The organism is Alkalihalophilus pseudofirmus OF4 (assembly GCF_000005825.2).
Taxonomy (GTDB): domain Bacteria; phylum Bacillota; class Bacilli; order Bacillales; family Bacillaceae_D; genus Alkalihalophilus; species Alkalihalophilus pseudofirmus.
In genome coordinates this window covers 3,358,481-3,383,443 of the sequence record NC_013791.2, presented here as the reverse complement: position 1 = coordinate 3,383,443, position 24,963 = coordinate 3,358,481, and the positions used below count along the sequence as shown (strand labels likewise).

23 protein-coding genes are annotated in these 24,963 nt (G+C 43.0%); 18 read left to right on the top strand and 5 right to left on the bottom strand.

The features are described from left to right. Nucleotides 1–66 precede the first annotated feature (66 nt). The 13 genes from BPOF4_RS16990 to BPOF4_RS16930 all read left to right on the top strand — a co-directional run bounded on the left by BPOF4_RS16990 (nucleotide 67) and on the right by BPOF4_RS16930 (nucleotide 11,307). A complete protein-coding gene (locus tag BPOF4_RS16990; protein WP_012960459.1) occupies nucleotides 67–810 on the top strand; it encodes a hypothetical protein in 744 nt (247 codons plus the stop codon). A gap of 657 nt (nucleotides 811–1,467) precedes the next feature. Next, entirely contained in the window at nucleotides 1,468–1,836 is a 369-nt protein-coding gene (locus BPOF4_RS16980) for a DUF8042 domain-containing protein (RefSeq protein ID WP_012960457.1), read from the top strand. An 18-nt stretch (nucleotides 1,837–1,854) separates the two neighbouring features. Then, nucleotides 1,855–1,977 (top strand): hypothetical protein, encoded by a 123-nt coding sequence (locus BPOF4_RS22905; RefSeq protein ID WP_337999216.1) that lies wholly within the window; start codon nucleotides 1,855–1,857, stop codon nucleotides 1,975–1,977. Next, nucleotides 1,935–2,054 (top strand): hypothetical protein, encoded by a 120-nt coding sequence (locus BPOF4_RS22900; protein WP_012960456.1) that lies wholly within the window; start codon nucleotides 1,935–1,937, stop codon nucleotides 2,052–2,054. The genes BPOF4_RS22905 and BPOF4_RS22900 overlap by 43 nt, the downstream gene beginning before the upstream one ends. A gap of 43 nt (nucleotides 2,055–2,097) precedes the next feature. Then, entirely contained in the window at nucleotides 2,098–2,349 is a 252-nt protein-coding gene (locus BPOF4_RS16970; protein WP_012960455.1) for a hypothetical protein, read from the top strand. Between the two features lie 80 nt (nucleotides 2,350–2,429). Next, the gene (locus tag BPOF4_RS16965; RefSeq protein ID WP_012960454.1) at nucleotides 2,430–4,268 is read left to right on the top strand and encodes a flagellar hook-associated protein 2; all 1,839 of its coding nucleotides are present in this window, start codon (nucleotides 2,430–2,432) and stop codon (nucleotides 4,266–4,268) included. A 574-nt stretch (nucleotides 4,269–4,842) separates the two neighbouring features. Next, nucleotides 4,843–6,309: a uroporphyrinogen-III C-methyltransferase gene (cobA, locus tag BPOF4_RS16960; protein ID WP_012960452.1), complete on the top strand. Its 1,467-nt coding sequence runs from the start codon at nucleotides 4,843–4,845 to the stop codon at nucleotides 6,307–6,309. 34 nt (nucleotides 6,310–6,343) lie between these two features. Continuing rightward, nucleotides 6,344–7,174: a formate/nitrite transporter family protein gene (locus BPOF4_RS16955; protein WP_012960451.1), complete on the top strand. Its 831-nt coding sequence runs from the start codon at nucleotides 6,344–6,346 to the stop codon at nucleotides 7,172–7,174. Between the two features lie 53 nt (nucleotides 7,175–7,227). After that, a complete protein-coding gene (gene nirB, locus BPOF4_RS16950) occupies nucleotides 7,228–9,651 on the top strand; it encodes a nitrite reductase large subunit NirB (protein ID WP_012960450.1) in 2,424 nt (807 codons plus the stop codon). Nucleotides 9,652–9,662: 11 nt separating this feature from the next. Beyond that, nucleotides 9,663–9,989: a nitrite reductase small subunit NirD gene (nirD, locus tag BPOF4_RS16945; RefSeq protein ID WP_012960449.1), complete on the top strand. Its 327-nt coding sequence runs from the start codon at nucleotides 9,663–9,665 to the stop codon at nucleotides 9,987–9,989. Between the two features lie 118 nt (nucleotides 9,990–10,107). After that, nucleotides 10,108–10,467, top strand: a complete 360-nt coding sequence (locus BPOF4_RS16940; protein ID WP_012960448.1) for a flagellar protein FlaG — start codon at nucleotides 10,108–10,110, stop codon at nucleotides 10,465–10,467. A 79-nt stretch (nucleotides 10,468–10,546) separates the two neighbouring features. Next, nucleotides 10,547–10,945, top strand: coding sequence for a flagellar export chaperone FliS (gene fliS / locus BPOF4_RS16935; protein WP_012960447.1), 399 nt, complete (start codon nucleotides 10,547–10,549; stop codon nucleotides 10,943–10,945). After that, nucleotides 10,945–11,307, top strand: coding sequence for a flagellar protein (locus BPOF4_RS16930; protein ID WP_012960446.1), 363 nt, complete (start codon nucleotides 10,945–10,947; stop codon nucleotides 11,305–11,307). Before fliS ends, BPOF4_RS16930 begins: the two co-directional genes overlap by 1 nt. Nucleotides 11,308–11,754: 447 nt before the next feature. Here the strand turns inward: BPOF4_RS16930 and BPOF4_RS16925 are convergent, their stop codons facing one another. Beyond that, entirely contained in the window at nucleotides 11,755–12,747 is a 993-nt protein-coding gene (locus tag BPOF4_RS16925; protein WP_041822516.1) for a DUF6612 family protein, read from the bottom strand. Between the two features lie 355 nt (nucleotides 12,748–13,102). On the opposite strand from BPOF4_RS16925, the gene BPOF4_RS16920 reads away from it, so the two are divergent. Then, nucleotides 13,103–13,300 carry a cold shock domain-containing protein gene (locus BPOF4_RS16920; RefSeq protein WP_012960443.1) on the top strand — a complete coding sequence of 66 codons (198 nt, stop codon included), beginning with the start codon at nucleotides 13,103–13,105 and terminating at the stop codon, nucleotides 13,298–13,300. Between the two features lie 356 nt (nucleotides 13,301–13,656). Next, nucleotides 13,657–14,214: a ribosome hibernation-promoting factor, HPF/YfiA family gene (hpf, locus tag BPOF4_RS16915; RefSeq protein WP_012960442.1), complete on the top strand. Its 558-nt coding sequence runs from the start codon at nucleotides 13,657–13,659 to the stop codon at nucleotides 14,212–14,214. A 205-nt stretch (nucleotides 14,215–14,419) separates the two neighbouring features. On the opposite strand, the gene BPOF4_RS16910 is transcribed toward hpf, so the two are convergent. The 4 genes from BPOF4_RS16910 to dcuS all read right to left on the bottom strand — a co-directional run bounded on the left by BPOF4_RS16910 (nucleotide 14,420) and on the right by dcuS (nucleotide 19,516). After that, nucleotides 14,420–15,082: a glycoside hydrolase domain-containing protein gene (locus BPOF4_RS16910; protein WP_012960441.1), complete on the bottom strand. Its 663-nt coding sequence runs from the start codon at nucleotides 15,080–15,082 to the stop codon at nucleotides 14,420–14,422. Between the two features lie 110 nt (nucleotides 15,083–15,192). Next, nucleotides 15,193–16,857: an SLC13 family permease gene (locus tag BPOF4_RS16905; protein WP_012960440.1), complete on the bottom strand. Its 1,665-nt coding sequence runs from the start codon at nucleotides 16,855–16,857 to the stop codon at nucleotides 15,193–15,195. A gap of 321 nt (nucleotides 16,858–17,178) precedes the next feature. Beyond that, the gene (locus BPOF4_RS16900) at nucleotides 17,179–17,907 is read right to left on the bottom strand and encodes a response regulator (protein WP_041822515.1); all 729 of its coding nucleotides are present in this window, start codon (nucleotides 17,905–17,907) and stop codon (nucleotides 17,179–17,181) included. Then, nucleotides 17,885–19,516, bottom strand: a complete 1,632-nt coding sequence (dcuS, locus tag BPOF4_RS16895; protein WP_012960438.1) for a DcuS/MalK family sensor histidine kinase — start codon at nucleotides 19,514–19,516, stop codon at nucleotides 17,885–17,887. Before dcuS ends, BPOF4_RS16900 begins: the two co-directional genes overlap by 23 nt. Nucleotides 19,517–19,892: 376 nt before the next feature. Between dcuS and secA the strand changes: the two genes are divergently transcribed. From secA to BPOF4_RS16880, 3 genes are all read left to right on the top strand, one after another. Beyond that, nucleotides 19,893–22,412: a preprotein translocase subunit SecA gene (secA, locus tag BPOF4_RS16890; RefSeq protein ID WP_012960437.1), complete on the top strand. Its 2,520-nt coding sequence runs from the start codon at nucleotides 19,893–19,895 to the stop codon at nucleotides 22,410–22,412. Between the two features lie 105 nt (nucleotides 22,413–22,517). Further along, nucleotides 22,518–23,622, top strand: a protein-coding gene (gene prfB / locus BPOF4_RS16885) for a peptide chain release factor 2 (protein ID WP_148229539.1) whose coding sequence is annotated in 2 segments (ribosomal slippage) — nucleotides 22,518–22,589 and nucleotides 22,591–23,622 — 1,104 coding nt in all. Because the reading frame shifts where the segments join, the coding sequence is not laid out codon by codon here. 407 nt (nucleotides 23,623–24,029) lie between these two features. Further along, entirely contained in the window at nucleotides 24,030–24,902 is an 873-nt protein-coding gene (locus BPOF4_RS16880; RefSeq protein WP_012960435.1) for a YitT family protein, read from the top strand. Nucleotides 24,903–24,963 lie beyond the last annotated feature (61 nt).

Sequence of the window (24,963 nt, the reverse complement as noted above, 5' to 3'; positions counted from 1 at the left end):
ATATTCAATTTATGGGAGGCTCTAGATTTCTAGGGTCTCTTTTGTATAGTAAGGGGGAATGATTTGTTGAATTATAAATTTACTGATCCAAGCACTCATTTAGATTTTGGTTTTGGAGTATCAGCATCAAACTTTCATGATACAGCTAATTTCATGTGGGAAAATAACCCTTCTAGAAAAACAACAGGCTTATTACCAAATCTGTACATGTATCGGCATTCAATTGAACTTTATTTAAAATCACTAATTGTTATCATTCACAAGAAATTGAAAATAGACTATAAAGATGGTGAAGTATCCTATAATTCAAATATGCCATATGTTTTGGTTAAGCAAAATGAATGGAAGAAGATTACTTCTTGTCATTACATTTCAGCATTGTATAGATATTTTGAGCAATTAATTATTGAACATGAAGAATCTTTACATAAACAAGCCTCAATGAAGCTCTCAAAGATAATTAATCCTGACAATCAAAGGATAGTTGATCATATTAAGCAATATGATGATAAAAGCACATACTTTAGATATTCGGATTTAAGTAATTCGGACTCAAATCAGAACTCTAGGGAGTCAGAAAAACATTATAACAAAAAGGTTGAAGTACAAGACCTTGAAGAACATATCCCCATGGAGAAACCATCCACATTTTTTGTAGTGGTAAATCCAGAGTCTGGGGAACCAATTGAAGCACATAAAAGTGTAAAAGAAATGCCATTAAATAAGCTAGCAGCGGATTTGAAAAGTCTTACTGAGTATTTATCTAGTATACATGCAATGTTTCGGATGGCTCTTTGTGATGGCTACTAAGAACAAACTTTTCCTAGATACACAACAATAACCTAAAACGAACTAAATGAATATTCAACCATATATTATAAAAATGAACGTACGTTTGTTCTGTGAGCACTAGATGTTCAAGAAACAAGCGACCTAAGCCTCTACTTCCATTGTGGGAGTAGGGGCTTTTTCTATTTTAGGAGGAATGTAAAATGAGAAAGTATGATTACAGAAAGCAGTTACAGTTGCCATTGATGGATGTAGTGAAAGAAGAGAAATCACAGCCAGCTAAACGAGTAAGCATTGTTAGTCTAAAGATGGTGAGGGAGTCCAGTATGTTGTACAAGGAAAGGAAGGTAACATCACCTGATGATACTTTCAATTTGCTGAATCCGAAGCAAGCAGTGCACTGTCACCACCCGAAGATTGTTAGATTTTGTCGATTGATTACCATATATTTAAGATGCTGTTTTCTACTGCAAAGTAACTACTATGTATAGCATCGATAAAAGATAAGTACCTTTAAAAAAGCGAACCTCGCTAGTCACTACTCAACGTTAATAGATCTTGTCGTCTAAATGACAATCAAAACTTTCGCAAATTGCTGGAGTTTTTTTATTTTCCTTAACTTCCCTTCTAATTTACCGATACTACTAATAGAAACTTATTAGGGAAGTAGTGATAGTAGTGGAAAAATACCGTGATGTCATGGAGCAGTCGCTGGATTTAGTTAAGACGATGGTAGAGGGGACCCATCATCTTCAGCTTCTATTAAATGAAGGCAGGTTTGAGCAAGGGATTATCTTGTTTGAGGACATTATGAAGGCGTATGCGGCAATTGAACGTTCGATTGCTCCTGTGGTTGAAGAAGTTGAAGGGGAGGAAATCTGCGTTCAACTTGGTAAAGTTCGTGAGAGTTTGGAGCTTGTGTTAACTCATTTTGAGAAGAAGGAATTTGGTCGTGTGAAGGAAGTGGTTCAGTTTAATTTGCTTCTGCAGCTTAAGAAAGTGGAAGCGGATTCTTCAACGGCTTTTTCTAAGTATTTGGTTTCGTAATAGGTTAGGAGGGTTTAGATGGATATCGCACTACTTTCAATGGCTTTAAACCAAGGCCAGGTTCAGCAACAGGCATCTATGGCTGTGATAAAAAGGCAATGGGGAATGCTGAGCAGCAAGGTGAAGCGCTGCAGAAATTAATGAGTTCAGCTGATGCAAAGGTGATTCAACAAGCGGCTCAGCCTCATTTAGGGAGTACGATTGATTTGAGTTTGTGAGAGTAACCTCGGAGGTTGCTCTTTTTATATGGGGGGCTGTTAGGTGAAAGAGGGGAAAATGGATCAAGTGAATCAACTGTCTGTTCTGAGACAGCATTTAGAATGGAGTAAGGAGAGAGCGCGGTTACTAGAAGAGATAGAGAATACGCTTGTAGAGATGAGAGAATTAGCGGAAGAAGCGATGAATCCCCAGTTAGATGAAGAAGATCGTCAAGAGTTAAATGAACGTTTCATTAAGCTTGAATCGCAGTTAATTGAGCTGCAAAAGGAAGCCACAGGCGCTAACCTTCATTAAAACAAGAAACTTTTCTTTACTAAAAGGTATCTTCTGCCGATATAAAGAGTAACTAAGTGCAGTGTCGAGGAGTGAAGCGAATGAGGATGGGTGGTTTAGCCTCGGGTATGGATACCGAGCAAATCATGCGTGATTTAATGCGGGCCGAGCGGATGCCTGTTGATAATATGGTGAAGCAGCGCCAGGTCGTAGAATGGCAGATGGACGCGTACCGTGAAGTGAACCGGAAGTTTAATGAGTTTCGAAATAAAATGGTCGATCAGTTTATTTTAACGAGTGCGAATTTAAGTGCGAAACGGGTGACGAGCTCAAATAGCAGTTTAGTTTCGGCAACAGCGAGTGCTAGTTCCGGGAATGTCTCGTTAAGGATTTCTCAAGTAAATGAACTTGCTAGGGCAGAGTCTAATTTTAGTGCTGGTAGAATTTCTGGAGAAGAGAAAGTGGATACAAGTAAAGCTTTGAAGGATCAGAAGTTTGATCAAGCAATTGAATGGAAAGATGGGGCAGTGAAAACTGAAACCATCCGTACGAGCTCAGCAACAACCAGTGTTTCATTTGCTCAAGGTAATGTAAATAATCTAAAAGAAAATGCTGAAGCTGATACAGTTGTAAAAGTGAACGGTAAAGAATATGAGGTAGTTCAGGGAACACCTAATGAAAATCAAGTTGCGGTGGATTACAAAACTGGAACACTTACGTTTGCTAATTCGATTGCATCTGGCGCTCAAGTTTCTGTAACGTTTATTGAAGAGAGTGAAACTGAAAAATATACTACCTCGTCTATCACTACTTTCGATAGAGATGGAAAAGAGGTAAAGGATACTTTTGTTATAAAAGATTCTGAAACTCTTAGCCAGGTGTTTCAAAAGGTAAATCGCTCAAATGTTGGGGTTAGTATTTTTTATGACGAGCATAATGATGGAGTCTCAGCCACCCGTAAAGAAACTGGTATAAACAATAAAAATAGTGGAAATGAGATGGTCTTTGGAGATGGCTTTTTTAATGAAGTACTGAAGCTAAAAGAAAATTACCAAGTAGTAAATGAAGAAGGTGATCCTGAGACACGTTCAAACGTACAGGAGGCCAAAAACGCCGTCTTCACCATCAATGGCATGGAAACACAACGTCAAACCAACACCTTCACCATTGATGGGGTAACCATCACACTCAGAGGAGAAACGGTAGGTAATGAAGAAGTCTCTCTAAACGTCAGCACCGACACAGACAAAGTATTCGACACGATCAAGGGATTCGTTGATCAGTACAACGAGCTTCTCGACTTTGTAAATGGCAAGCTGACCGAAGAGCGTTACCGTGATTATAAGCCGCTTACGGATGAAGAACGTGACGCGATCAGCGAGAAGGAAGCAGAGCGTTGGGATGAGCGTGCACAAAGCGGAATGCTGCGGAATGACCGGATGATCCAAAGTGTAATGGACCGGATGCGTACGGATATTTACGGGATGGTCTCTAATAACCTAGGTTCCGATTATAATCAGCTCTCAGCAATCGGGATTACAACCTCTCGTGATTATAACGACCGTGGGAAACTTGAGATTAATGAAGACCGGCTTCGTCAGGCAATCGAAAGAGATCCTGCTGGTGTTGCTGCAATCTTTAACTCCGATGGTCCGACTTCAGGTGAAAAAGGGATCATCCGCCGCATGCGTGAGACATTGACGAGCGGGATTGACAGCATCTCGAGCCGTGCCGGTGGAATGGGCGGTAAGGTTGCGAACCATCAGTTCACCCTAGGGCGTGAAATTGAATCAATTAATACCCGAATTACCAATTTTGAACGCCGTCTTCAGCAAGTAGAAGACCGTTACTGGCGCCAGTTTACGGCCATGGAAAAAGCGATGCAGCAAGCGAATGCGCAAGCAGAATCGTTATTTGCCCAATTATATGGAAATCAGTAATCTGTTGTGAAGATCAGTTCATTTAGCTGGTCTTCTTTAGCTTAAAGGGATGGAGGAAGAGGGGGAATATGAAGAAGCTCGTTGTCTATTTATCATACCTAGTCATTCTTGGGTTAGCAGCCTATGTCTTTCAACTATTTTTCTTTATATGGGTGGGAATGTCGAGATTTAGAGCGGCAGATGGCCCTCCAGGGATCTCACCCTGATTGAAAAGTTATATTATGGCTTTGGGTACCCCACTCTGTTTTTCTTATTATTTTTCTATCTCGCTCATCGAATCGTAAAAAGTTGTAAAAGGAATCATATTCAGTTAAGTAAAACGGTTTTTGTTACGACAAATAGTCTTATTGTGATCTATTTAATGATTCGGTTTAACCTTTACTTATTTGATATTGTTGGTTTATAAAAGTTGCGTGCAGAAACCATTTTCTGTGCGTTTTTTTATGTCTGTAATCCTTCTCGTTCTAACTTTCATCCATTTCCATCCAAATTTCCATGTCAGATAACATAACATATCTGACCATTCCGAAAAGATTTTCCTTTATAGTAGTAATTGAGAAAGGGGTTAGTCGACATGAAGAGAGGAATCGTTTATTTCGTTGGAGCAGGTCCGGGTGATAAAGAATTACTCACGATAAAGGGACTGAATGCGTTAAGAGAAGCGGATGTCGTGGTGTATGATCGGTTGGTTAACCCTGTATTGTTAACGGAAACGAAAGAGAGTGCCAAGCTGATCTATTGCGGGAAGCAGCCGTGCAAGCACACGCTTCGTCAAGAAGATATTCAAAAAGAGCTGTTGATTCATGCGAGAAAAGGAAAGAAGGTTGTTCGTTTAAAAGGCGGAGATCCTGCTGTGTTTGGCAGAGTTGGTGAAGAGGCTGAATTATTAGCCGACAACCATGTCCCCTATGAGATTATACCAGGGATTACAGCAGGTATTGCAGCGACGATGTATGCAGGCGTTCCGATTACACATAGGGAGCATTCTGGTTCTTTTGCGGTAGTGACCGGACATACGAAAACGAGTGATGGCAAGCCGGATGTGAAGTGGAAGTCGCTTGCTGAAAGTGTGAGTACGATCGTGTTCTATATGGGAGTGAAACATATCCGCACGATTGCAAGTGAGTTAATCAGTAATGGAAAACGCGCTGATACCCCTGTGATGGTTAGTCAGTGGGGAACTTACAGCAGACAGCAGACAATTACCGGTACATTAGCAACTATTGCAAATCTCGTAGAAGGCCAGATTCAAAATCCAGCGATTATTGTAGTTGGAGAAGTGGTCAAGCTGCGTTCGAAGTTAAATTGGTTTGATAACAGAATGCTTCATGGAAAAGGGATCTTAATGCCAACTTCAACAATAGAAGAGAAAGAAGCGGCACAGCATCTACGCAAACTAGGAGCAGATGTCTATGAACACCCAAAATTAACTGAATATTCAACCTGTTTAGATAATGAAGTGTTTGAAGATATCGAGCATTATGAGGAAATCGTTTTCTATTCTCCTAAGGCAGTTCAAACATTTCTGAAGGAGGTTGGTGAACGCGAAATGGACTTGCGTACACTGAACGCTTGTTTTTACGCAAGTAACGATGAGACGAAAACAGCTTTAAGACATGCAGGACATCTCGTACAAGAGTGGGTTGGTATCCATGAGTGGAAAAGGGCGCTTGTGATTGGCAGTGAGATCGAACTGGATCAATCTTCTCCGCTCCAAGCAACAAAGTGGGTGATCGCAGAAAAATGCGTGACAAACGGAGAAGTAACGGCCTTATCTCGTTTAATGGAAGAAGGCCATGTGAATACTCTCATAATCACAAGCGAGAATGAAGCGCAAAAGCTTATTGCCTTTTTTAAACTGACTGGCCAAAGTACAGCGGAGTGGTCGAATAAGCTTCGGGTAATATGCATGGGGCCTGCAGCAAGTAAACGTCTCGCGGAAATTGGTCTTATCGCAGATCACGTATTAGATGAGGAAAGTACAACAGAGGAGATCGCTTTAGCACTAGCAGGCAATGTCGTCTTGGCCAAAGGAAGCTGATTAAGCCCTTATAGGGAAAGAAAGGATCGTTTACATGTTCAAAGATACGTTAGAGACGCTGAATGGAATGGCACTTTCAAAGAAGAAACAGCTTGAGGCAAGTCGTTTTCGTTATTTAATTTCTGCTAGTTTAGCGGGTGCCTATGTCGGTCTTGGAATTGTGTTGATTATGTCTGTCGGGGCGCCGCTCGCTGAAATGTCGATGCAAGTGACTTCGCTTGTGATGGGGTTATCCTTTGGCGTCGCTCTTACACTCGTAATCTTTGCGGGAGCGGAACTTTTTACCGGTAATAATATGGTCTACACGGTCAGCACCTTATCGGGTCACACGACGTGGAAAGATACGCTCACGAACTGGTTTTGGTGTTACTTAGGCAATTTTATCGGGGCAATCGCTCTATGTTTGTTAATTTTAGCTTCAGGTATTTTTTCTGGAATTGGCGGGGATCACCTATTGATGACAGCTGCGGCAAACAAGATGAATTTGAGCACGAGTGAGTTATTTTTCCGCGGTATTCTTTGTAACTGGCTCGTCTGTTTAGCGATTTGGACAGCACTTCGCACGAAAAATGACGCTGCTAAGCTGATTTTGATTTTTTGGATGTTGTTTGCATTTATCGCCTCAGGCTATGAGCACAGCATCGCTAATATGACCGTACTCGGGTTAGCGCTTGTTCACCCTCATCCAGAGACGATTACCATCGCTGGATTTGTCCATAATTTAATACCTGTCACACTTGGAAACATCGTAGGCGGGGCGCTGTTTGTCGGAGCCTTGTATTGGATGATCAATCCGTTGAAGTCAAAAGAGAAAGCGGATCAGAAAGAAGTTGTCGTCAACCAGAAATTAGCTTCTATTAAATAGCTTTTATTAAATAGCCCCTATAAATAGATCTTAAAAAGGAGAGGTTTAGCTTGATGCGAGAGAAACTAGTTTTGATTGGGAATGGTATGGCAGGAATTCGAACGATTGAGGAAGTGTTGAAAAAAGATCCAGATCGTTTTGATATCACGGTCTTTGGCGAGGAGCCTCACCCAAACTACAACCGGATTATGCTCTCATCTGTTCTGCAAGGGGATGCAAGTGTCGATGATATTGTCCTAAATTCCTATGAGTGGTATGCGGAGAACCATATCACGCTGCATACAGGAGATGCTGTAAAGAAAGTCGATACGAAAAAGCAAGTGGTCTACAGTGAGAAAGGAATGGTCCAGAGCTATGATAAGTTAATCATGGCAACCGGTTCTAATGCGTTCATGCTGCCGCTGCCGGGTGCGGATAAAGAAGGCGTGATTGCATTTCGGAATATTAAAGACTGTGAAACGATGATTGAGACATCAAAAAACTATAAAAGGGCCGTTGTGATTGGCGGGGGCTTGCTAGGCCTTGAAGCGGCTCGTGGTCTTTTAAACTTAAATATGGAAGTAGACGTCATTCATATCAGTGATTTCCTAATGGAGAGGCAGCTTGATGAGCCAGCGGGAAGGATGCTGAAAGAAGAGCTTGAAGCGCAAGGGATGAGGTTCCATTTAAAGAAAAATACCGAGCAGATCCTCGGCAAAGATCGTGTAGAAGAGGTGCGGTTTACAGACGGTTCGGTCCTAAAAACTGACCTTGTCGTCATGGCTGTTGGCATCAAACCGAATATTGAATTAGGGAAGAGAAGCGGTCTTAAGACAGAACGAGCGATTATTGTTAATGACTATATGCAGACAAGTGCTGAAAATGTCTATGCGGTCGGGGAATGTGCCGAGCATCGAGGCATTGCATACGGCTTGGTTGCACCGCTTTATGAACAAGGCAAAGTGCTTGCTGCCCATCTTTGTTCAACAGATGCCGCTTCAGAACCAGGCTACAAAGGGTCCATCGTTTATACCCAGTTAAAAGTGTCAGGAGTCGATGTGTTCTCAGCAGGGGTGTTTCAAGATAATGAAAAAACAAAAGCAATCCGGGTGCATGATGAATTTGAAGGCATTTATAAGAAGGTCGTCGTTCAAGACAATAAAGTGGTCGGGGCTGTGCTGTTTGGTGATACCGGGGATTCCCCGCGGCTGTTAAATATGATGAGGAGCGGAGAAGACATTTCTCAAATGAGCAAAGTGGCGATCCTGCCGTCAGAGTCTTCCTCGGATTCAAAGGTGAGTCCAGTTGTGGCGATGGCAGACGGAGAAACGATCTGCGGCTGTAATGGCGTCTCAAAAGGAGACATTTGTACGGCGATCACAGATCTTGGCTTGCAGTCTGTGGAGCAGGTGAAGCAATGTACGAATGCCGGCAGATCCTGCGGAGGGTGTAAGCCGTTGGTTGCTGACCTGTTGGAGTTAACGACGGGTGAAGAAGTGGGGAATGTGAAAGAGCCGATGTGCGGCTGTACGGAATACACCCATGAGGAAGTGGTATCTGAGATCCGCGAGCTTGGATTATCTCACCCTCGGGAAGTGATGAATGTACTTGGCTGGGAATCGGATGAAGGCTGTTCAAAGTGTCGTCCGGCGATTAACTACTATCTGCAAATGGTTGATCCGATCAAAAATGCTGATGATCCATCTTCTCGTTTTGTTAATGAGCGAGTTCATGCCAATATCAATCATAATGGGACATTTACGGTTGTGCCGAGAATGTACGGCGGCGTAACGAATGCCGATCAACTCCGTAAAATTGCTGATGTGGCAGATAAGTACAGCGTTCCTCTCCTGAAAGTAACAGGCGGACAGCGCATCGACTTATTTGGCGTAGAAAAAGAAGACCTGCCGAAAGTGTGGAGTGATCTAGGGATGAGATCCGGTTCAGCTTATGCAAAAGCGCTTCGTACGGTAAAAACTTGTGTCGGTGAACAGTTCTGCCGTTTCGGTACACAGGATTCAATCGGTCTTGGCATTGAGCTAGAGAAAAAATTTGAATACATTAACACCCCTCATAAAGTGAAGATGGCCGTCTCAGCCTGTCCGAGAAACTGTGCCGAATCAGGGATTAAAGATTTTGGCGTTGTCGGCGTGGAAGGAGCGTGGGAGCTTTATGTCGGCGGAAATGGCGGGGTTGACCTGCGCGGGGGCGACTTATTTTGTAAAGTGAAAACGAAAGAAGAGCTCATTGATACGATCAGTGCCTTCCTGCAATATTACCGCGAACATGCCCGTTACCTAGAACGTACGTCTCATTTTGTGGAGCGTGTCGGGCTTGATCATATGAAACAGGTGGTCTTAGAAGATACGGAAGGACGAAACGCTTTAATTGAGCGCTTGGAGATTGCTTTATCAACTGGAAAAGACCCGTGGAAAGAGATCGTTGAAAATGAAGAGAAGCAGAAGCAATATCAAAAAACGCATGTGACGATGTCCTAAGGAGGAAACGTATGAGTACAGTAAACAGCGTAAAAAAGGTATTAGTAGCCACGATTCAAGAGCTCTCAGTCGGGATCGGAAAACGAGTGAAGGTAGAAGGCATTGAGCTTGCTTTATTTAAACAAGAAGATCATACCGTGCATGCAGTCGAAAATAAATGTCCTCATAAAGGAGGTCCCCTTTCTGAAGGGATTGTCAGTGGCGAACATGTCTTTTGCCCGCTGCATGATTGGAAGGTGAACGTCCGTGACGGCCAGGTCCAGGCGCCGGATCAAGGCTGTGTGAACCGTTATGACGTGGAGATCGAGGGCGAGCGGGTGTATGTATATATTGAATAGAAGATGGGAGGAAGCTGACTCTGGTGACAGAGCAGCTTCTTTTTTATGGAAAATGCTATAACGGGACGCGATATGGACCGATAAAAAAGAAAAAAGCGTCGTGCTGCGGAGGTGCCTTATGGAGATTCAACATTCAACGTCATCACAGCTTATTGACCTATCAAAGAAACCTGCAAAAACAATCGAGAACACACCGGGTGAATTGATTCAAAAAGGGATTGAATATGTAAGAGAAGAAAGACGGAATCATTATTCGAAGGATCTGCTGGATGATCAGGTTGAGAGCATGAATGATTTGTTAAAGACGAATCAGACGTCGGTGAAATTTAATGTTCATGAAGACTTGGACCGAATGTATGTGCAAGTGGTTGATCTTGAAACAGATGAAGTGGTCAAAGAGATTCCGCCTGAACAATTTCTCGATATGGTTGCCTCAATGTTAAAACATGCGGGATTAATTGTCGATCAACGAATTTAATGTTTAACAATGACGAATAAAAGCCGATATAAATAATGTGAAATCACCACAATGATTGAAGTGGAAAGGGTGACTTGATATGGCAACAGCAATGCAATCGGCTTACAAACAAAATGCGATGAAAACAGCTTCCCCGGGGGAGTTAACGTTAATGTTATATAATGGCTGCTTGAAATTTATTAAGCAGACACGTCTGGCAATGGAAGAAAATGATTTAGAAAAACGCAATCTGAACTCGACGAAAGCACAAAATATTATTCGTGAGTTAATGGTGACATTAAAAACAGATAATGAAGTCGGGCAAAATATGATGCGGATGTATGATTTTATTTTGAGCCGTCTGATCGAAGCAAACGTGAAAAACGATGCCAATGCGTTAACAGAAGCAGAAGGGCTCGTTGTTGAGTTTCGCGATACATGGAAAGAAGTGATCCAGCTTGATCGCAAGCAGCGTCACGGGGCGGGCGGCAAGGCATAATGTCTGTCGTAAAAGAACTGTATATTGCCACACAATCTTTGTATGAACATACTGAAAAGCCGCTGCCTAAAGAGGATGATTCAAGGGATCAATTTATAGCGATTATTGATCTCAAGCTCGAGTATCGCGCGGCATTGATTGAGCAAATTGAGCGAGAGAATCTGACAGCTGGTGAGAAAAAGCTTGGAGATGAGCTGATAAAGCTGAATACGAAGCTGAATGCGCGGCTTGAAGTGATCCAAGCGAAGATCCAGGCCAATCTTTCTGAGTTGAAAGTGAAAAAACAGACCCACAAAAAATATGAAAATCCTTACGATGGACCAACAACGGATGGTGTGTTTTTTGATAAACGGGGAGTATAAGATGAGCATAAGTTCCTTATTTGGGAGCTTGTGCTTTTTTGTGGTGAAAAGAGGGGTGCATGCTTGGTATAATAAGAGGAGCAACTGCATAAGCAAGGTGGCGGCTGAACTCCCTTTATGAAAGGGGGTGATGCTTATTACGACATACGAGGCGCTTAGTTTATCGGCACAAATGATTGTTGTGCTCGTTTCGGTACTCGGCTTAGTGATCACGATCGTCGTGGAGTTAAACAAAAAGAAATAGCCACCCTGCCTGCCAGTAAGGTGTGCTATTTCTATGCAATAACCTGATGGTCAGTCGCTCCATTAGCGACATGTAGTTGCGTTTGCAGGGTGTTTGCCGCACCCTGCTTTTTTCGTTTTGTTCTGTTAGGTCTATTATACAAAAAGATTTGCTTTCTATGCAATAAAAAGCAGCGCATGAAGATACGCTGCTCACAATCAATGTTATTCTGTTTCTTCTTCCTCTAGCTCAAACTCTGTCTCATCAAAGTCTTCAAAGCCGCCGAAATCAAGGTCTAATTCTTCTGCAGAATCAATAATTTCTTGTGGGACTTCAATGTTTTCAATTTCGTTGAAGTTTGAGAATGTTCCTTTTGAATGCTGAATCATCGAGATTTTCTCGCCTTCAGCTTCCATTGAGAATTCCATCATCATATCGATTGCTTCTTGATAGAATGTTTCTTTATTTATGTGAAGCGTGTAATCTAATTGAGTAATATCCATCATTGATGTTAACTCACCGAAACCTTCACCTAAGTTTTCGCCAAACATCATGTTCAGCTGGTCAGCCATTTGATCAATCGTCTGATCTGAACCTTCCACTGTAATAACGTAGTGATCGCCATCCTCTGTCATCGTTAAATTCTCAGAATAGCTTTTTAAGATCTCAAGCTGCTCTTCAGGCTGCATTTGCATTTCTTGAAGGGCAAGCAAATCTTGTGTGAAGTCATCTGGATACTTGAACCAGACATCTTCCATACCGTCATTCATATATGCGCCGTCTTCAGTAAAGTATACTTTCGCCATTAAGTCGCCTTCATCAAAATCAGGAACTTGCATAGACGTTTCTTGATAGAGGCCAAATGGATTTTGTGTGGCATCCATTTTCATTGTCATTTTCGTTGCAATGGTCTCTTCCTCACCTAGAGTCGTTTCTTGATCGACTTCCATCTCTGTAGAGAAGCTTTCAACACCGTTCATTGCTTCAATTGATTTAGCTAAAACATCTTCTACTGTAAGCTCCTCACTGACTTCTTCTTCAGCAGGCTCTGTTTCATCTGCTGCCGGCTCTTCTTCTGGCCCTGGTTCCTCTCCCTCAGCAGGTTCAGCCGCTTCCACTTCTTCTAGTTCATCAATCTCTGTTGTAGAGCTTTCATTACAACCTGTCATGATCATCACAGCGGCAATCCCAGCACCTAGCCATTTCATTTTTTTCATTTGTTCATCCCCTTTATGTTGTTGCTCCATATGTCATGTTTCATTTTACCAGAGAGTACCAATTGATGATAGGTCATTCTTATAATCAATTGGTAAAAAGAAGGGAAATCATTCTTTTTGCTCATGAAAAGGATAAGAGAAAGGACATAATAGAGACAATGAATTATTCCCTGATTTAGGTAAAATGAAACCTAAAAAGCAAACGTTTACAACTATTTCAGTATTGTACTTTATAAATTTACTATTTTTTCTGTAAATTTAAAATGAAACCGTTTGACAACAGAATCTGACGCTGCTATAGTAAAAGTGTGGAAATTATTCCACGTGAATTAAGTTACGAAGGGAATGTGAAAACATGCAAGGAAAAGTAAAATGGTTTAATGCAGAAAAAGGTTTCGGTTTTATCGAGCGTGAAGATGGAGACGACGTATTCGTACACTTCTCAGCTATCAATTCTGAAGGATTCAAGTCTCTAGACGAAGGTCAAGACGTTGAGTTTGAAATTGTTGAAGGTGCTCGCGGACCTCAAGCTGCAAACGTAGTTAAGCTTTAATTCACATTCCTGGGCAGGAAATGAACTATAGCTATAACGATACAACCCATCCCGTTTTCGGGATGGGTTTTTACTTTTTCAAGATAGATTATCCCTGCAGTTTCATTTACTTTTGTCGAATGAGGGAAGTTTTGGAACGTGTGTCTCGATCGTTTTTGGAAATGTTATAGATGTGGCAATTTCTTACCTAGAAAGGCTTCTGCGCCATTGGAGTGGTGGAACGCTTGTGTTATGTGAACACCTTATGAACGCCTGATGTAGAATGTTGTCACATTATTAAATCTTTTTAAAGGTTTAAGAAGGAATAGATGAAGGGTATGTAGAATATTAAGTACATAGAAAAGGAGGAGTTCTTTATGAATTATAATATTCGTGGCGAAAACATCGAAGTAACTCCAGCATTACGCGACTATGTTGAGAAAAAGGTTGGGAAGCTCGAGCGTTATTTTGACACTACCCCTGTAGCGGATGTCAATGTACGCATGCAGGTGTTAAATAACCAGCATATTATTGAGATTACAATCCCAATGCCGCAGCTTTTACTACGTGGTGAGGAAACTCATACCGACATGTATGCTGCTATTGATAATGTGATTGAAAAGCTTGAAAGACAAATTCGTAAGCACAAAACAAAAGTAAACCGTAAGTTCCGTCAAGAAGGAAGCTTAAAATATATGTTCAAGAATGAGTTAGAGCCTCTTGAGCAGGAAGAAGTCGAGCCGGATGAAGATGAAATCGAAGTGGTTCGTAAAAAGCGCTTTAACTTAAAGCCGATGGATGCAGAAGAAGCGATTTTACAAATGGATATGTTAGGCCATAATTTCTTCGTCTTTTCAAATGCAGTAAATGGCGATACAAGCGTTGTCTACCGTCGTAAAGATGGCAAGTACGGCTTAATCGAGCCGGAAGCTTAAAATAACGTGAAAAAGGAGTGCAGCTTACGAGCTGTGCTCCTTTGTTTTTGTTTAGGGGTGAGGGATGATTGCGTCAGTCTGGCTGGTTATTATATGGGTTGCTTGTGCTATTGCGTCGGTTGCCGGCAGATATGCGTGAGTCTAAGCTCGGACTGCGCTGGTTGGGTGATTAAATGCGCTTATTAGGTCCTAATTGCGTCAGTCTCTACCCCAGGGTCTCATACAGCCTTGCTTCCATTAAGACGGTATTAATTGGGCAGGATTCAGAATCGCGTCCATATTGCCATGCCCATACATTAGCATCACAACTCGGTCGTGCTGGATTATAGCGCGGAATACGGTTTTTAGGCGTTGTGCCGGGCTCAGGTTCTGCGCTGAAGATCACCGCTTGCTGGCGGATGCTCTCACTTGCCTCAGACGCATTACAATACGCATCATTAAAGCCGCCTTCTACCGGATCGCCTAAAAAGCCTGGGCGGTAAGGACTCGTATAAAACGCATCGGACCAAGCAATCAGCCATGCTGGATCCACATTGAAGAAATTTTCAATAGTAGCGAAAATGAAGCTGCCTTCTAAAATGCCGAGCCGTCTTGCTTGGAAGATCGCATTACGTGCGGCCACTGCCCCGGCACGTTCACCGACTGCTTCACTGAAATTGTTATAGATCGGCATAATCTTCATCCCTTGATCGCGGATAAAGCGTATCTCTTCAGGAGTCAGGCCGTCGCATACATTTTCAATCGTGGTTAGGAAGCGGCCCCAAAAGTCAGGCTGTCCGTACGAGGAGGTGACGCACTCATACAGCTCTTGTGTGACAGCTGCGGCCGAGTCCACCCCCCAATTGATACTGCGTTGATTTCGATACATATCATGACCTCCTTCTTTATCACCACGATATGCAAGGGGTGCCAAGTTGGAAGGATGTCTAAATGAAAAAAAGAGGAAATCGCCTAGAAAAGTTGATTTCCTCTTTTTACTTATAAGCTGAATCCAGCTGGTACTACATTTAGATCAATGCCCCAGAATAGCGGCACCATGAAGTACACGGCAAGGACAATCAATACTGCAGCGATAAGGTTAACTAAGAACCCGACTCGTACCATTTCGATAATTTTTAATTTCCCCGTACCGAAAATGATCGCATTTGGCGGGGTACCAACCGGAAGCATAAATGCACAGTTAGCAGCCATCGCACAAGGAATCATGAGGGCGAATGGGTGAATATTTAACGCTAGTGCAAGGGACGCAACAACTGGAATAATCATTGTCGCTGTCGCTGTGTTTGATGTGATCTCTGTTAAGAATAGAACGAATAGAGCTGTTGCAGCGATCATGACGATTAAGTGCAAGCCGTCAAGGACTGTAAGCTGCGTACCCATCCAATCAGATAAGCCTGTTTCTCTAAATCCAGCAGCAATCGCAAGACCGCCCCCGAATAGAAGAAGCACGCCCCAAGGAATATCACGCGAGTCTTTCCATTCTAAAATACGAGAACCAAATTTACGTGAAGTTGGAATGACAAACAGCATAACAGCGGCTAATACGGCAATCATACCATCACGTAATTCAGGAACAAGATCGACCCAGATAAATTCGCGGGAGATCCACATGAATGCAGCAAACGAGAATACAGCAGCTACAGCTTTTTCTTCAAATGACGTTTTTCCAAGCTTAGAGCGCTCGCTTTGAATTAAATTTTTGCCTCCAGGAAGGCCTGTGATACTCATCTTAAATGCCACACGTCCAAGGTACATCCAGGCACTGACTAAGAGAAGAATAACAACAGGAACCCCGACCATCATCCATCTTGCAAATGAAATTTCAACATCAAATAATTGCTGTGCTTGTGCAGCTAAAATAATATTTGGCGGCGTCCCGATTAACGTACCAAGACCACCGATTGTACCCGCATAACCTACACCGAAGATCAGCGCTTTTTCAAATTTCGGCAAGTCGCGCTCTTCAGGCTTTCCTTTAAGAGCTGCTGCTACTTGAGCCGTGATAGCAAGTCCCATCGGCACCATCATCATAACGGCTGCCGTATTCGATACCCACATTGATAAAAATGCTGTAGCAATCATAAATCCAAGTAAAATACGCTGTGTACTTGTTCCGATAAAAGCGATAATCGCTAGAGCCATACGCTTGTGCAGGTTCCATTTTTCCATAGCTGTGGCAATAAAGAAACCACCTAGGAATAAGAAAATGATATCGTCACCGTAAGCAGAAGTAACTGTGCCCCCGTCAAGTGCACCGGTAATCGGCAGTAAGAATATCGGCAGGATCGACGTTGCCGGGATCGGAATCGCTTCAGTGATCCACCAGGTTGCAACCCATAATGTAATCGCAAGAACAGCTCTTGCTTCAAAGCTTAGTCCCTCTGGTGAAAAGAATAAGATGGTAAGTAAAAAGAGTGCTGGACCTAAAATCAGTCCGATCATTTGTGCTTTTGAATACGAATTTTTCGGTTCATTATCATTATTCTGCGGCTGCATCGACTGCCCCTCACGTGCGTTCGTGGCGCTTGCATTTGCAGCTTTTGCAGCTGATCCTTTTTGATAGGAAAAGACATTGAGCAAATTCTTCGTTTGGCGGTGTGAGTTCCACAGGCCGTTCCAAACATTCGCTACCATACTTTTCATGTTTAAAGCCTCCCTCTCTTGAAAGCGATTTCTTTCTTTATATTCTGAATCATTTGAGTCTTATCGTACAGTTTTAGAAACTATTATGCAGGGTTTTGTAACTAAAGAAAGTGAGAGAGGGTAGGTGTGTTCCAATATTTGTTATCATTTGTTAAAATAATTGAAAGATTTGCTAGAAAAGTCACCTAGTTTGCTAGAAAAAATGACGGTTTTGCTAAAAAAGACAACAAATTTGCTAAAAAACTCCTACTGAGCGCTCAGTCCTCCAGTATAAAACACCGCACCAAACCAAAAAACTGCCGCAAACACGGCAGTTCCCGCTTATTTCTCTTCCTTTAATACACTCACAATATAATCATAGCCTTGGTTGGTCAGCTTATATTGATGCAGCGGGCGGCCTGTGCGCTGATAATCGACATCGAACAGGAGAATATCTGAGTTCGTTAAATATTGCAGGTATTTTCTCAATGATACGCGTGAGATGCCTGTTGCGTCTACTAGATCATTGGTAGAGAACCAGTCGCTATGCTTATTAATTTCTCGCAGCACGCGTATGTACGTTTCTTTTGTGATTCCTTTTGGCAAGGGGAGATCAGCTTTTGGGACATTTTTGTTTGAATTGCCTTTTGTTAAAAATAAACGATCAACCTCTTCTTGCTGGATTGCTTCTTTTTTCATATCTTGAAAGGTCTGCTTATAACGTAAGAGCGCATCTTGAAAACGATCAAACTCAAACGGCTTAATCAAATAATCTACCGCACCAAAACGGAGGGCGGTTTGAATCGAACCGCGGTCATTGGCGGAGGAGACGACGATCACATCGACCGGATGATTCTCGCGTCGCAGTTCCATTAATAGATCCAGCCCGTTCTCATTTGTCATATATACATCTAGTAAAATTAAATCAACAGCTTCCTCGTTTAAATACGTCCAGCCCTCCTCAATGCCGCGTGCGACACCAACAAGCTTAAACTCTGGAATTCTTTCAACGAAGATCGCATTAAACTTAGCTACCATCGGGTCATCTTCAATAATGAGTACTCGTATCATGGTTGGTGTAGGGAATGCGTGCCTTAAAGGTCATTCCTTCTCCTTTCTGTGATTCAATTTCGAGCTCTCCGTTTGTACGGCGGATTGCTTCATTAATTAGATACATGCCGTAGCCGCGGTCGCCGCTTTTCGTCGTTTGCTTTTTCTCCAGCCAATTTCTCGGATGATCCTCATTAAGCCCTGGCCCGTTATCTTCTACGGTCCATTCTAAGTAACCATCTTCTGAATATGAAACGTCAATATAGAGTTCCTGCACATCTTGGTCTTTAATCGCTTCATAGGCGTTATCCAGCGAGTTGCCGATGACTGTAATAAGAGAATCCAGCACCTCAGCTTGTCTAATCGAAGGCCACGGCATTTCACCGCACAAATCAACTTCGACGCCTTGTTCTTCTAAGAAGCTTAATTTGTTTAGAAGATAGCCGGCTAAGACTGGGTCCTTTACATAGTCGGAGATCCAGCCGACATCCTTTTGATAGAAGTCAGAGATTGTTTGAATGTAAGATTGCAATTCATCATAGGACTCGGTAAAAACCATCGCCGAGATGACATGGAGTTTATTCATAAATTCATGGGTGTGGCTGCGCAGGGTTTCAGCATATGTTTTCGCACCTGATAATTGCTCTAGCATCATCGTCAGTTCTGTTTTATCACGGAAGGTAGCTAGGGCGCCGACTAATCGGCCGGACGTCTTAACAGGGACATGATTAATGACTATATCGAGCTTATTCAGCTTTTCCGCTTGGTCTAATTTCATCTCTTTATGCACTAATACCTCATGCAGTCGGGAGTTTGGCATGTAGGATGCGACATGCTGTCCTAATGGATTACCCTTAAGCCCGGCACGTTCAAACATGCTGAGAGCCGCACGGTTTGCAACGACGATCACACCTTTTTCATCAATCGCAATAATTCCTTCCCGAACAGAAGCAAGCATCGCCTCGCGTTCTTTAAGCAGCTGTGAAATTTCACTAGGTTCAAGCCCATTTAAGACATTTTTAATCTTTTGCGCTAAAAACAGGGCTCCGATTAAGCCAGCTAACAAACCGAGAATAAGCCCGTAAATGATGCTTGTTTGACCTTCAATGATCGTTGAGCGGATCTGGCTTTGCAAAATACCGGTAGAGACAACGCCGATCTGTTCATCTCCGTCATAGACGGGTACGAAGGCACGCATAGATTCTCCTAATGTCCCTTCTGCAACTGACGTGTAGGATTCACCTTGTAAGGCCCGGTCCTCATCGCCGCCGACAAATCTCTCCCCTATTAATTCTTCATTTGGGTGTGACAGCCGGATGCTGTTCATGTCCATGACGACGATATAGTGAACATCGGTTAGGTCTTGAACCTCTTTTGTAAAGGTTTGCACAGAACCATCTTGATCCCCGTTACGCAGCCCGTAAATGACATCTGGAGTTTGTCCGATCGTTGCAGCGATTGTCCGTGCTTTCTCTTCAAGAGTCCGCTCGCTGCGCTGGGCGGTATCGTAGGCAACAAGAAGGCCGGTTAACAGCAGGGCACTAACGACCACAATCGATACTAACAGGATGATGAGTGTTCGAAGTTGATACGGTCTCTCCTTTTTTAAATAGCTAAGCGGGTTCTTCATCAGAATTTCCTCATTTTTTGCATTTTTTTCTACTATATCAAATGAAAACGTTCAAGAAAATGGGTTTATTCCGTATATTGGGTGCAAGGTACCAAAAATAGAAGCTTGATGAAAAACAAGAAAGGCTAAGTGAAGCTTAGGTTTCGGGATGGGGCAAAAAAATCTCCCACCATTTAATAAAGTTTTACTTTTTCAATGATTCGCGTTGTCGATTCACTGACTGTAAGGCGGGTTCGTGTCGACATCTTCTAGGCCCCGTAGCGGTAATTACCTTGTAAGGGCAGATTTAACCTGTTAAAATTGAGCATATGCGAGATAAAGCTTCACGTTCATAGAAAGTTGTTGTTATGAGCTGAATGAAGAGAGGGCGAATTCAATGCTAGGACTACTAAAAAAAGTCATCGGTGATCCAAGTCAGCGTCAAGTAAAGAAAAACGAAAAGATCGTGGACCAAATTGATGCGCTAGCCGATGATATGAAAAAGCTATCAGATGATGGTCTTCAAAAGAAAACGTTTGAATTTAAAGAGCGTCTTGAAAAAGGCGAAAAACTAGATGACTTATTACCAGAAGCCTTCGCAACTGTTCGCGAAGCTTCAACACGTGTCCTTGGAATGACACCTTACCGCGTACAGTTATTAGGCGGTATTGCACTGCACCAAGGAAATATATCTGAGATGAAAACAGGGGAAGGTAAAACATTAGTTGGAACACTCCCTGTTTATTTAAATGCCTTAACAGGTAAAGGCGTTCATGTTGTAACAGTCAATGAATACTTAGCTCGTCGTGACTGTGAAACGATGGGTGAGTTATTCCGTTTCTTAGGATTGACTGTCGGGCTGAACGAATCAGGCCTTACTAAAGAAGAAAAAGCAGAAGCATACCGTGCGGATATTACGTACAGCACAAACAACGAGCTAGGCTTTGATTATCTTCGTGACAACATGGTTCTCTACAAAGAGCAGATGGTACAGCGTCCGCTTCACTTTGCTCTTGTCGATGAGGTTGATTCGATCTTAGTCGATGAAGCAAGAACCCCGTTAATTATTTCTGGCTCGGTTGAACGTTCAACCCAGCTGTACACGCAGGCAAACTCATTTATCCGCGTGTTAAAAGCAGAGGAAGATTACACGTTTGATGAGAAAACAAAAGCTGTTCAGCTGACAGAAGAAGGGGTTTCAAAAGCAGAGCGCGCGTTTGGAATTGAAAACTTATATGACCAAAAGCATGTTCAGTTAAACCACCACTTAAATCAGTCTTTAAAAGCACATGTCGTCATGCAGCGTGATGGGGACTATGTGGTGGAAGACGGTGAAGTGGTGATTGTTGACCAATTCACAGGCCGTCTGATGAAAGGACGCCGCTACAGTGATGGTCTTCACCAAGCGATTGAAGCAAAAGAAGGCATGCAGATCCAGCGCGAGAGCATGACACTTGCTTCTATCACGTTCCAAAACTACTTCCGTATGTATGAAAAGCTTGCCGGTATGACTGGTACTGCGAAGACAGAAGAAGAAGAATTCCGCAATATTTACGGCATGGACGTTATGGTGATTCCAACCAACAAACCAATTGCCCGTATCGATAAGCCGGATCTTATCTACAAGACGATGGAAGCGAAGTTTAGAGCGGTTGTTAACGAAATTGAAGAAATCCATAAAAAGGGACAACCTGTACTGGTTGGTACTGTAAGCGTTGAGACATCTGAACTTGTTTCAAAGCTGTTAAATAAACGCCGTGTCCCGCATCATGTATTAAATGCGAAAAATCATGAGCGTGAGGCTGAAATTATTGAGGGTGCAGGTCAACAAGGTGCGGTAACGATCGCAACAAACATGGCCGGCCGTGGTACAGATATTAAACTAGGCGAAGGTGTACGCGAGCTTGGCGGTCTTCATGTTCTAGGTACAGAACGCCATGAGAGTCGTCGTATTGATAACCAGCTTCGTGGTCGTGCCGGTCGTCAAGGGGACCCTGGTTCATCTCAATTCTATTTATCAATGGAAGATGAATTAATGCGCCGCTTCGGCTCTGATAATATGCGTTCAATGATGGAGCGTCTTGGCATGGAAGAGGATCAGCCGATTGAAAGCCGTCTTGTTTCACGTGCGGTTGAAACGGCTCAAAAACGAGTAGAGGGTAACAACTTCGATGCTCGTAAGCAAATCCTTCAATATGACGACGTAATGCGTGAGCAGCGTGAGATCATTTACAAGCAGCGTATGGAAGTACTTGAGTCTGACAACCTGCGTAAAATTGTGGAGACGATGATTAAGGATGTCATTGATCGCACAGTCCGTCTGCACACACCTGAGAATGAAGTGCCAGAGGATTGGGATCTTATGGCGATCGTCAACTATATGAATGCAAACCTTCTCCAAGAGGGCGAGCTTGAAGAGAAAGACATTAAAGGTTTAGATCCAGAGGAAATGGTGGAGGCTATTACGGAGAAAGTGATTGCTCGCTACAATGAAAAAGAAGAGCAGTTCACACCTGAACATATGCGTGAGTTCGAGAAAGTTATTATGCTCCGCACGGTTGACCGTAAATGGATGAACCATATTGACCAAATGGATCAGCTGCGCCAAGGGATTCACCTCCGTGCATACGGGCAGAACGATCCATTGCGTGAATACCGCTTCGAAGGCTTCGAAATGTTTGAAGCGATGATTGCTTCTATTGAAGAAGAGGTTTCAATGTACATCATGAAGGCACAAGTACAGCAGAACCTTGAGCGTCAAAAAGTAGCTGAAGGAAAAGCAGTTCATCAAGATACATCTAAACAAGAACCGAAGAAAAAGCAGCCAATCCGTAAAGGTGAAACGATCGGACGTAACGACGCGTGCATTTGCGGAAGCGGCAAGAAATACAAAAACTGCTGCGGAGCGGGGAAATAAAGCGCTAACGTATAATATAGGTATGAATGGAGCCCCGCTTATGCGGGCTCCTTTAGCCTTTTCGGCAATAAATCTATGTAGGGAATTAATTAATGAGGTGAGCGTATGGAATTAGTAGAAGTGAAGCAAGAACTAGCAGCAATGGCCAAAAGATTAACAGACTTTAGGGGGTCTCTTTGACTTAGAAGCGAAGCAAGAGCGCATGGCTGAACTTGATGAGTTTATGACTGCTCCTGACTTTTGGGATGACCAAGAGGCTGCCCAAACTGTAATTAATGAGTCAAACGGCTTAAAAGAACAAGTCAATGTATTTTTAGAGCTTGAAGAAAAGTACGAGAACCTTGAAGTATCCTATGAGCTTGTGAAAGAAGAAGCGGATGAAGAGCTTGAAAAAGAGCTTGAAGCAGGCGTAAAAGAGTTAATCTCTCGTCTAAATGACTTTGAACTGCAGCTTCTTTTAAGTGAGCCATATGATAAAAATAATGCAATTCTTGAGCTGCACCCAGGTGCTGGGGGTACGGAGTCACAAGACTGGGCATCCATGCTCCTTCGTATGTACACTCGCTGGTCCGAACAGCGCGGCTTTAAAGTCGAAACAATGGATTACCTGCCAGGTGATGAGGCTGGGGTGAAAAGCGTTACCCTCCTTATTAAAGGACATAACGCATACGGCTACTTAAAAGCGGAAAAAGGGGTTCACCGCCTCGTTCGTATTTCTCCGTTTGATTCATCAGGACGCCGTCACACATCCTTTGTATCTTGTGAAGTCATGCCGGAGCTTGATGATAATGTGGAAATTGATATCCGCACCGAGGACTTAAAAGTTGATACGTACCGTGCGAGCGGCGCCGGTGGTCAGCATATTAATACAACCGACTCTGCCATCCGTATCACTCACTTGCCGACAAACACAGTCGTTACATGTCAAAGTGAACGTTCACAGATTAAAAACCGTGACCAAGCAATGAAGATGTTAAAGGCGAAGCTTTATCAATTAGAGATTGAAAAGCAGCAGCAAGAACTTGCAGAAATCCGCGGTGAACAAAAAGAAATCGGCTGGGGAAGCCAGATCCGTTCGTATGTGTTCCATCCGTACAGCCTTGTAAAAGACCACCGCACAAACTTCGAGATCGGAAACACAAACGCAGTCATGGACGGCGATTTAGACGGATTTATCAATGCATATTTACGTTCATCATTGAAGATGTAATCTAGCAGGGAGACTGTTCTTTTGGGAACAGTCTTTTTTTGTGCGGTGCGGGAAGAGGGCGAGCAGAGTGGCGCAATGACGGCTTGAAGTGACGCAATAAATTGAGACAGCAGCACAAATAATTAACACGACCCGCGCAATTATAGATTGAACTGACGCAATTAACTTGTAATTGCGCCATCTGAGGAGTTTATAGCGTCAGTATTGGCAGGAATAGCGTCTGTATCTGAGTTATTTGTATCAACTGAGCGCTCGGTCTCGAGGTTCTTCAGTTGATGCTCAGTCCCGCGCCAGCACCCCGCAACCCCTTCACCGCATTAGCGAGCTCGCGTTTACAGCGCGAGGCCGTGGTGCTATACTACCGTAGGATTTAGGACATACTACGAAGAAAAGAGAGTGTGACAAGCATGGTGAACACAAGAAGACTGCCTGAGCCACGCAGCCGTTTAATGCAAGGAATGATTGATTATACGTATATTTTAGTTGGATCAGCAATCGTGGCATTGGCATTTAACTTATTTTTACTACCTAATAAGATCGCATCAGGCGGAGTAAGCGGGATTAGTACGCTGTTAACTTATACGGTCGGTTTTGAGCCGGCGTACACGTTATGGGCGTTTAACATTCCTTTATTTATTTTAGGGGTGCTGATGCTTGGTGGCTTTAAATACGGCATAAAAACGTTAGTCGGGACGATATTTTTACCGTTTGTCGTTTTTATTTCTAGAGATTGGTCAGTTGGGATTGAGGATCCTTTACTAGGGGCTTTATTTGGCGGGATTGGAGTCGGTTTAGGACTCGGGACGGTATTCCGTGCCAATGCGAGTACAGGAGGAACAGATCTTGCAGCTCAAATTTTCAATAAGTACACAGGGGTGTCCCTTGGCTTATGTGTCTTTGTCATTGACGGCTTAATCGTAGCGACTTCAGCTGTCGTATTTAGTCTGGAATTAGCACTTTATGCCTTAATTGCATTATTTGTTACAGGAAAAACGATTGATTTAGTGCAAATGGGGGTAGGATATGCAAAGGTAGCTCTTATTATCTCTGATCATCAAGAGGAAGTTCGCCAAAGCATTTTAAGAGATGTCGATCGCGGCGTGACGAAGCTGAGCGGACATGGCGGCTATACGGATGCGGAACGTCCTGTGCTGATGTGTGTGGTCAATCAGCAGGAGGTCACAAAATTGAAACAAATTGTCCGAGCCGTTGATCCAAAAGCGTTTGTCATTGTTACGAATGCCACAGAGGTGCTTGGGGAAGGATTCAAGCAAGCGTAAGGGATAATAAATCGGCTATAATATTGTGTGATGGGTTTCTACCCATATCTATCCAATTCAT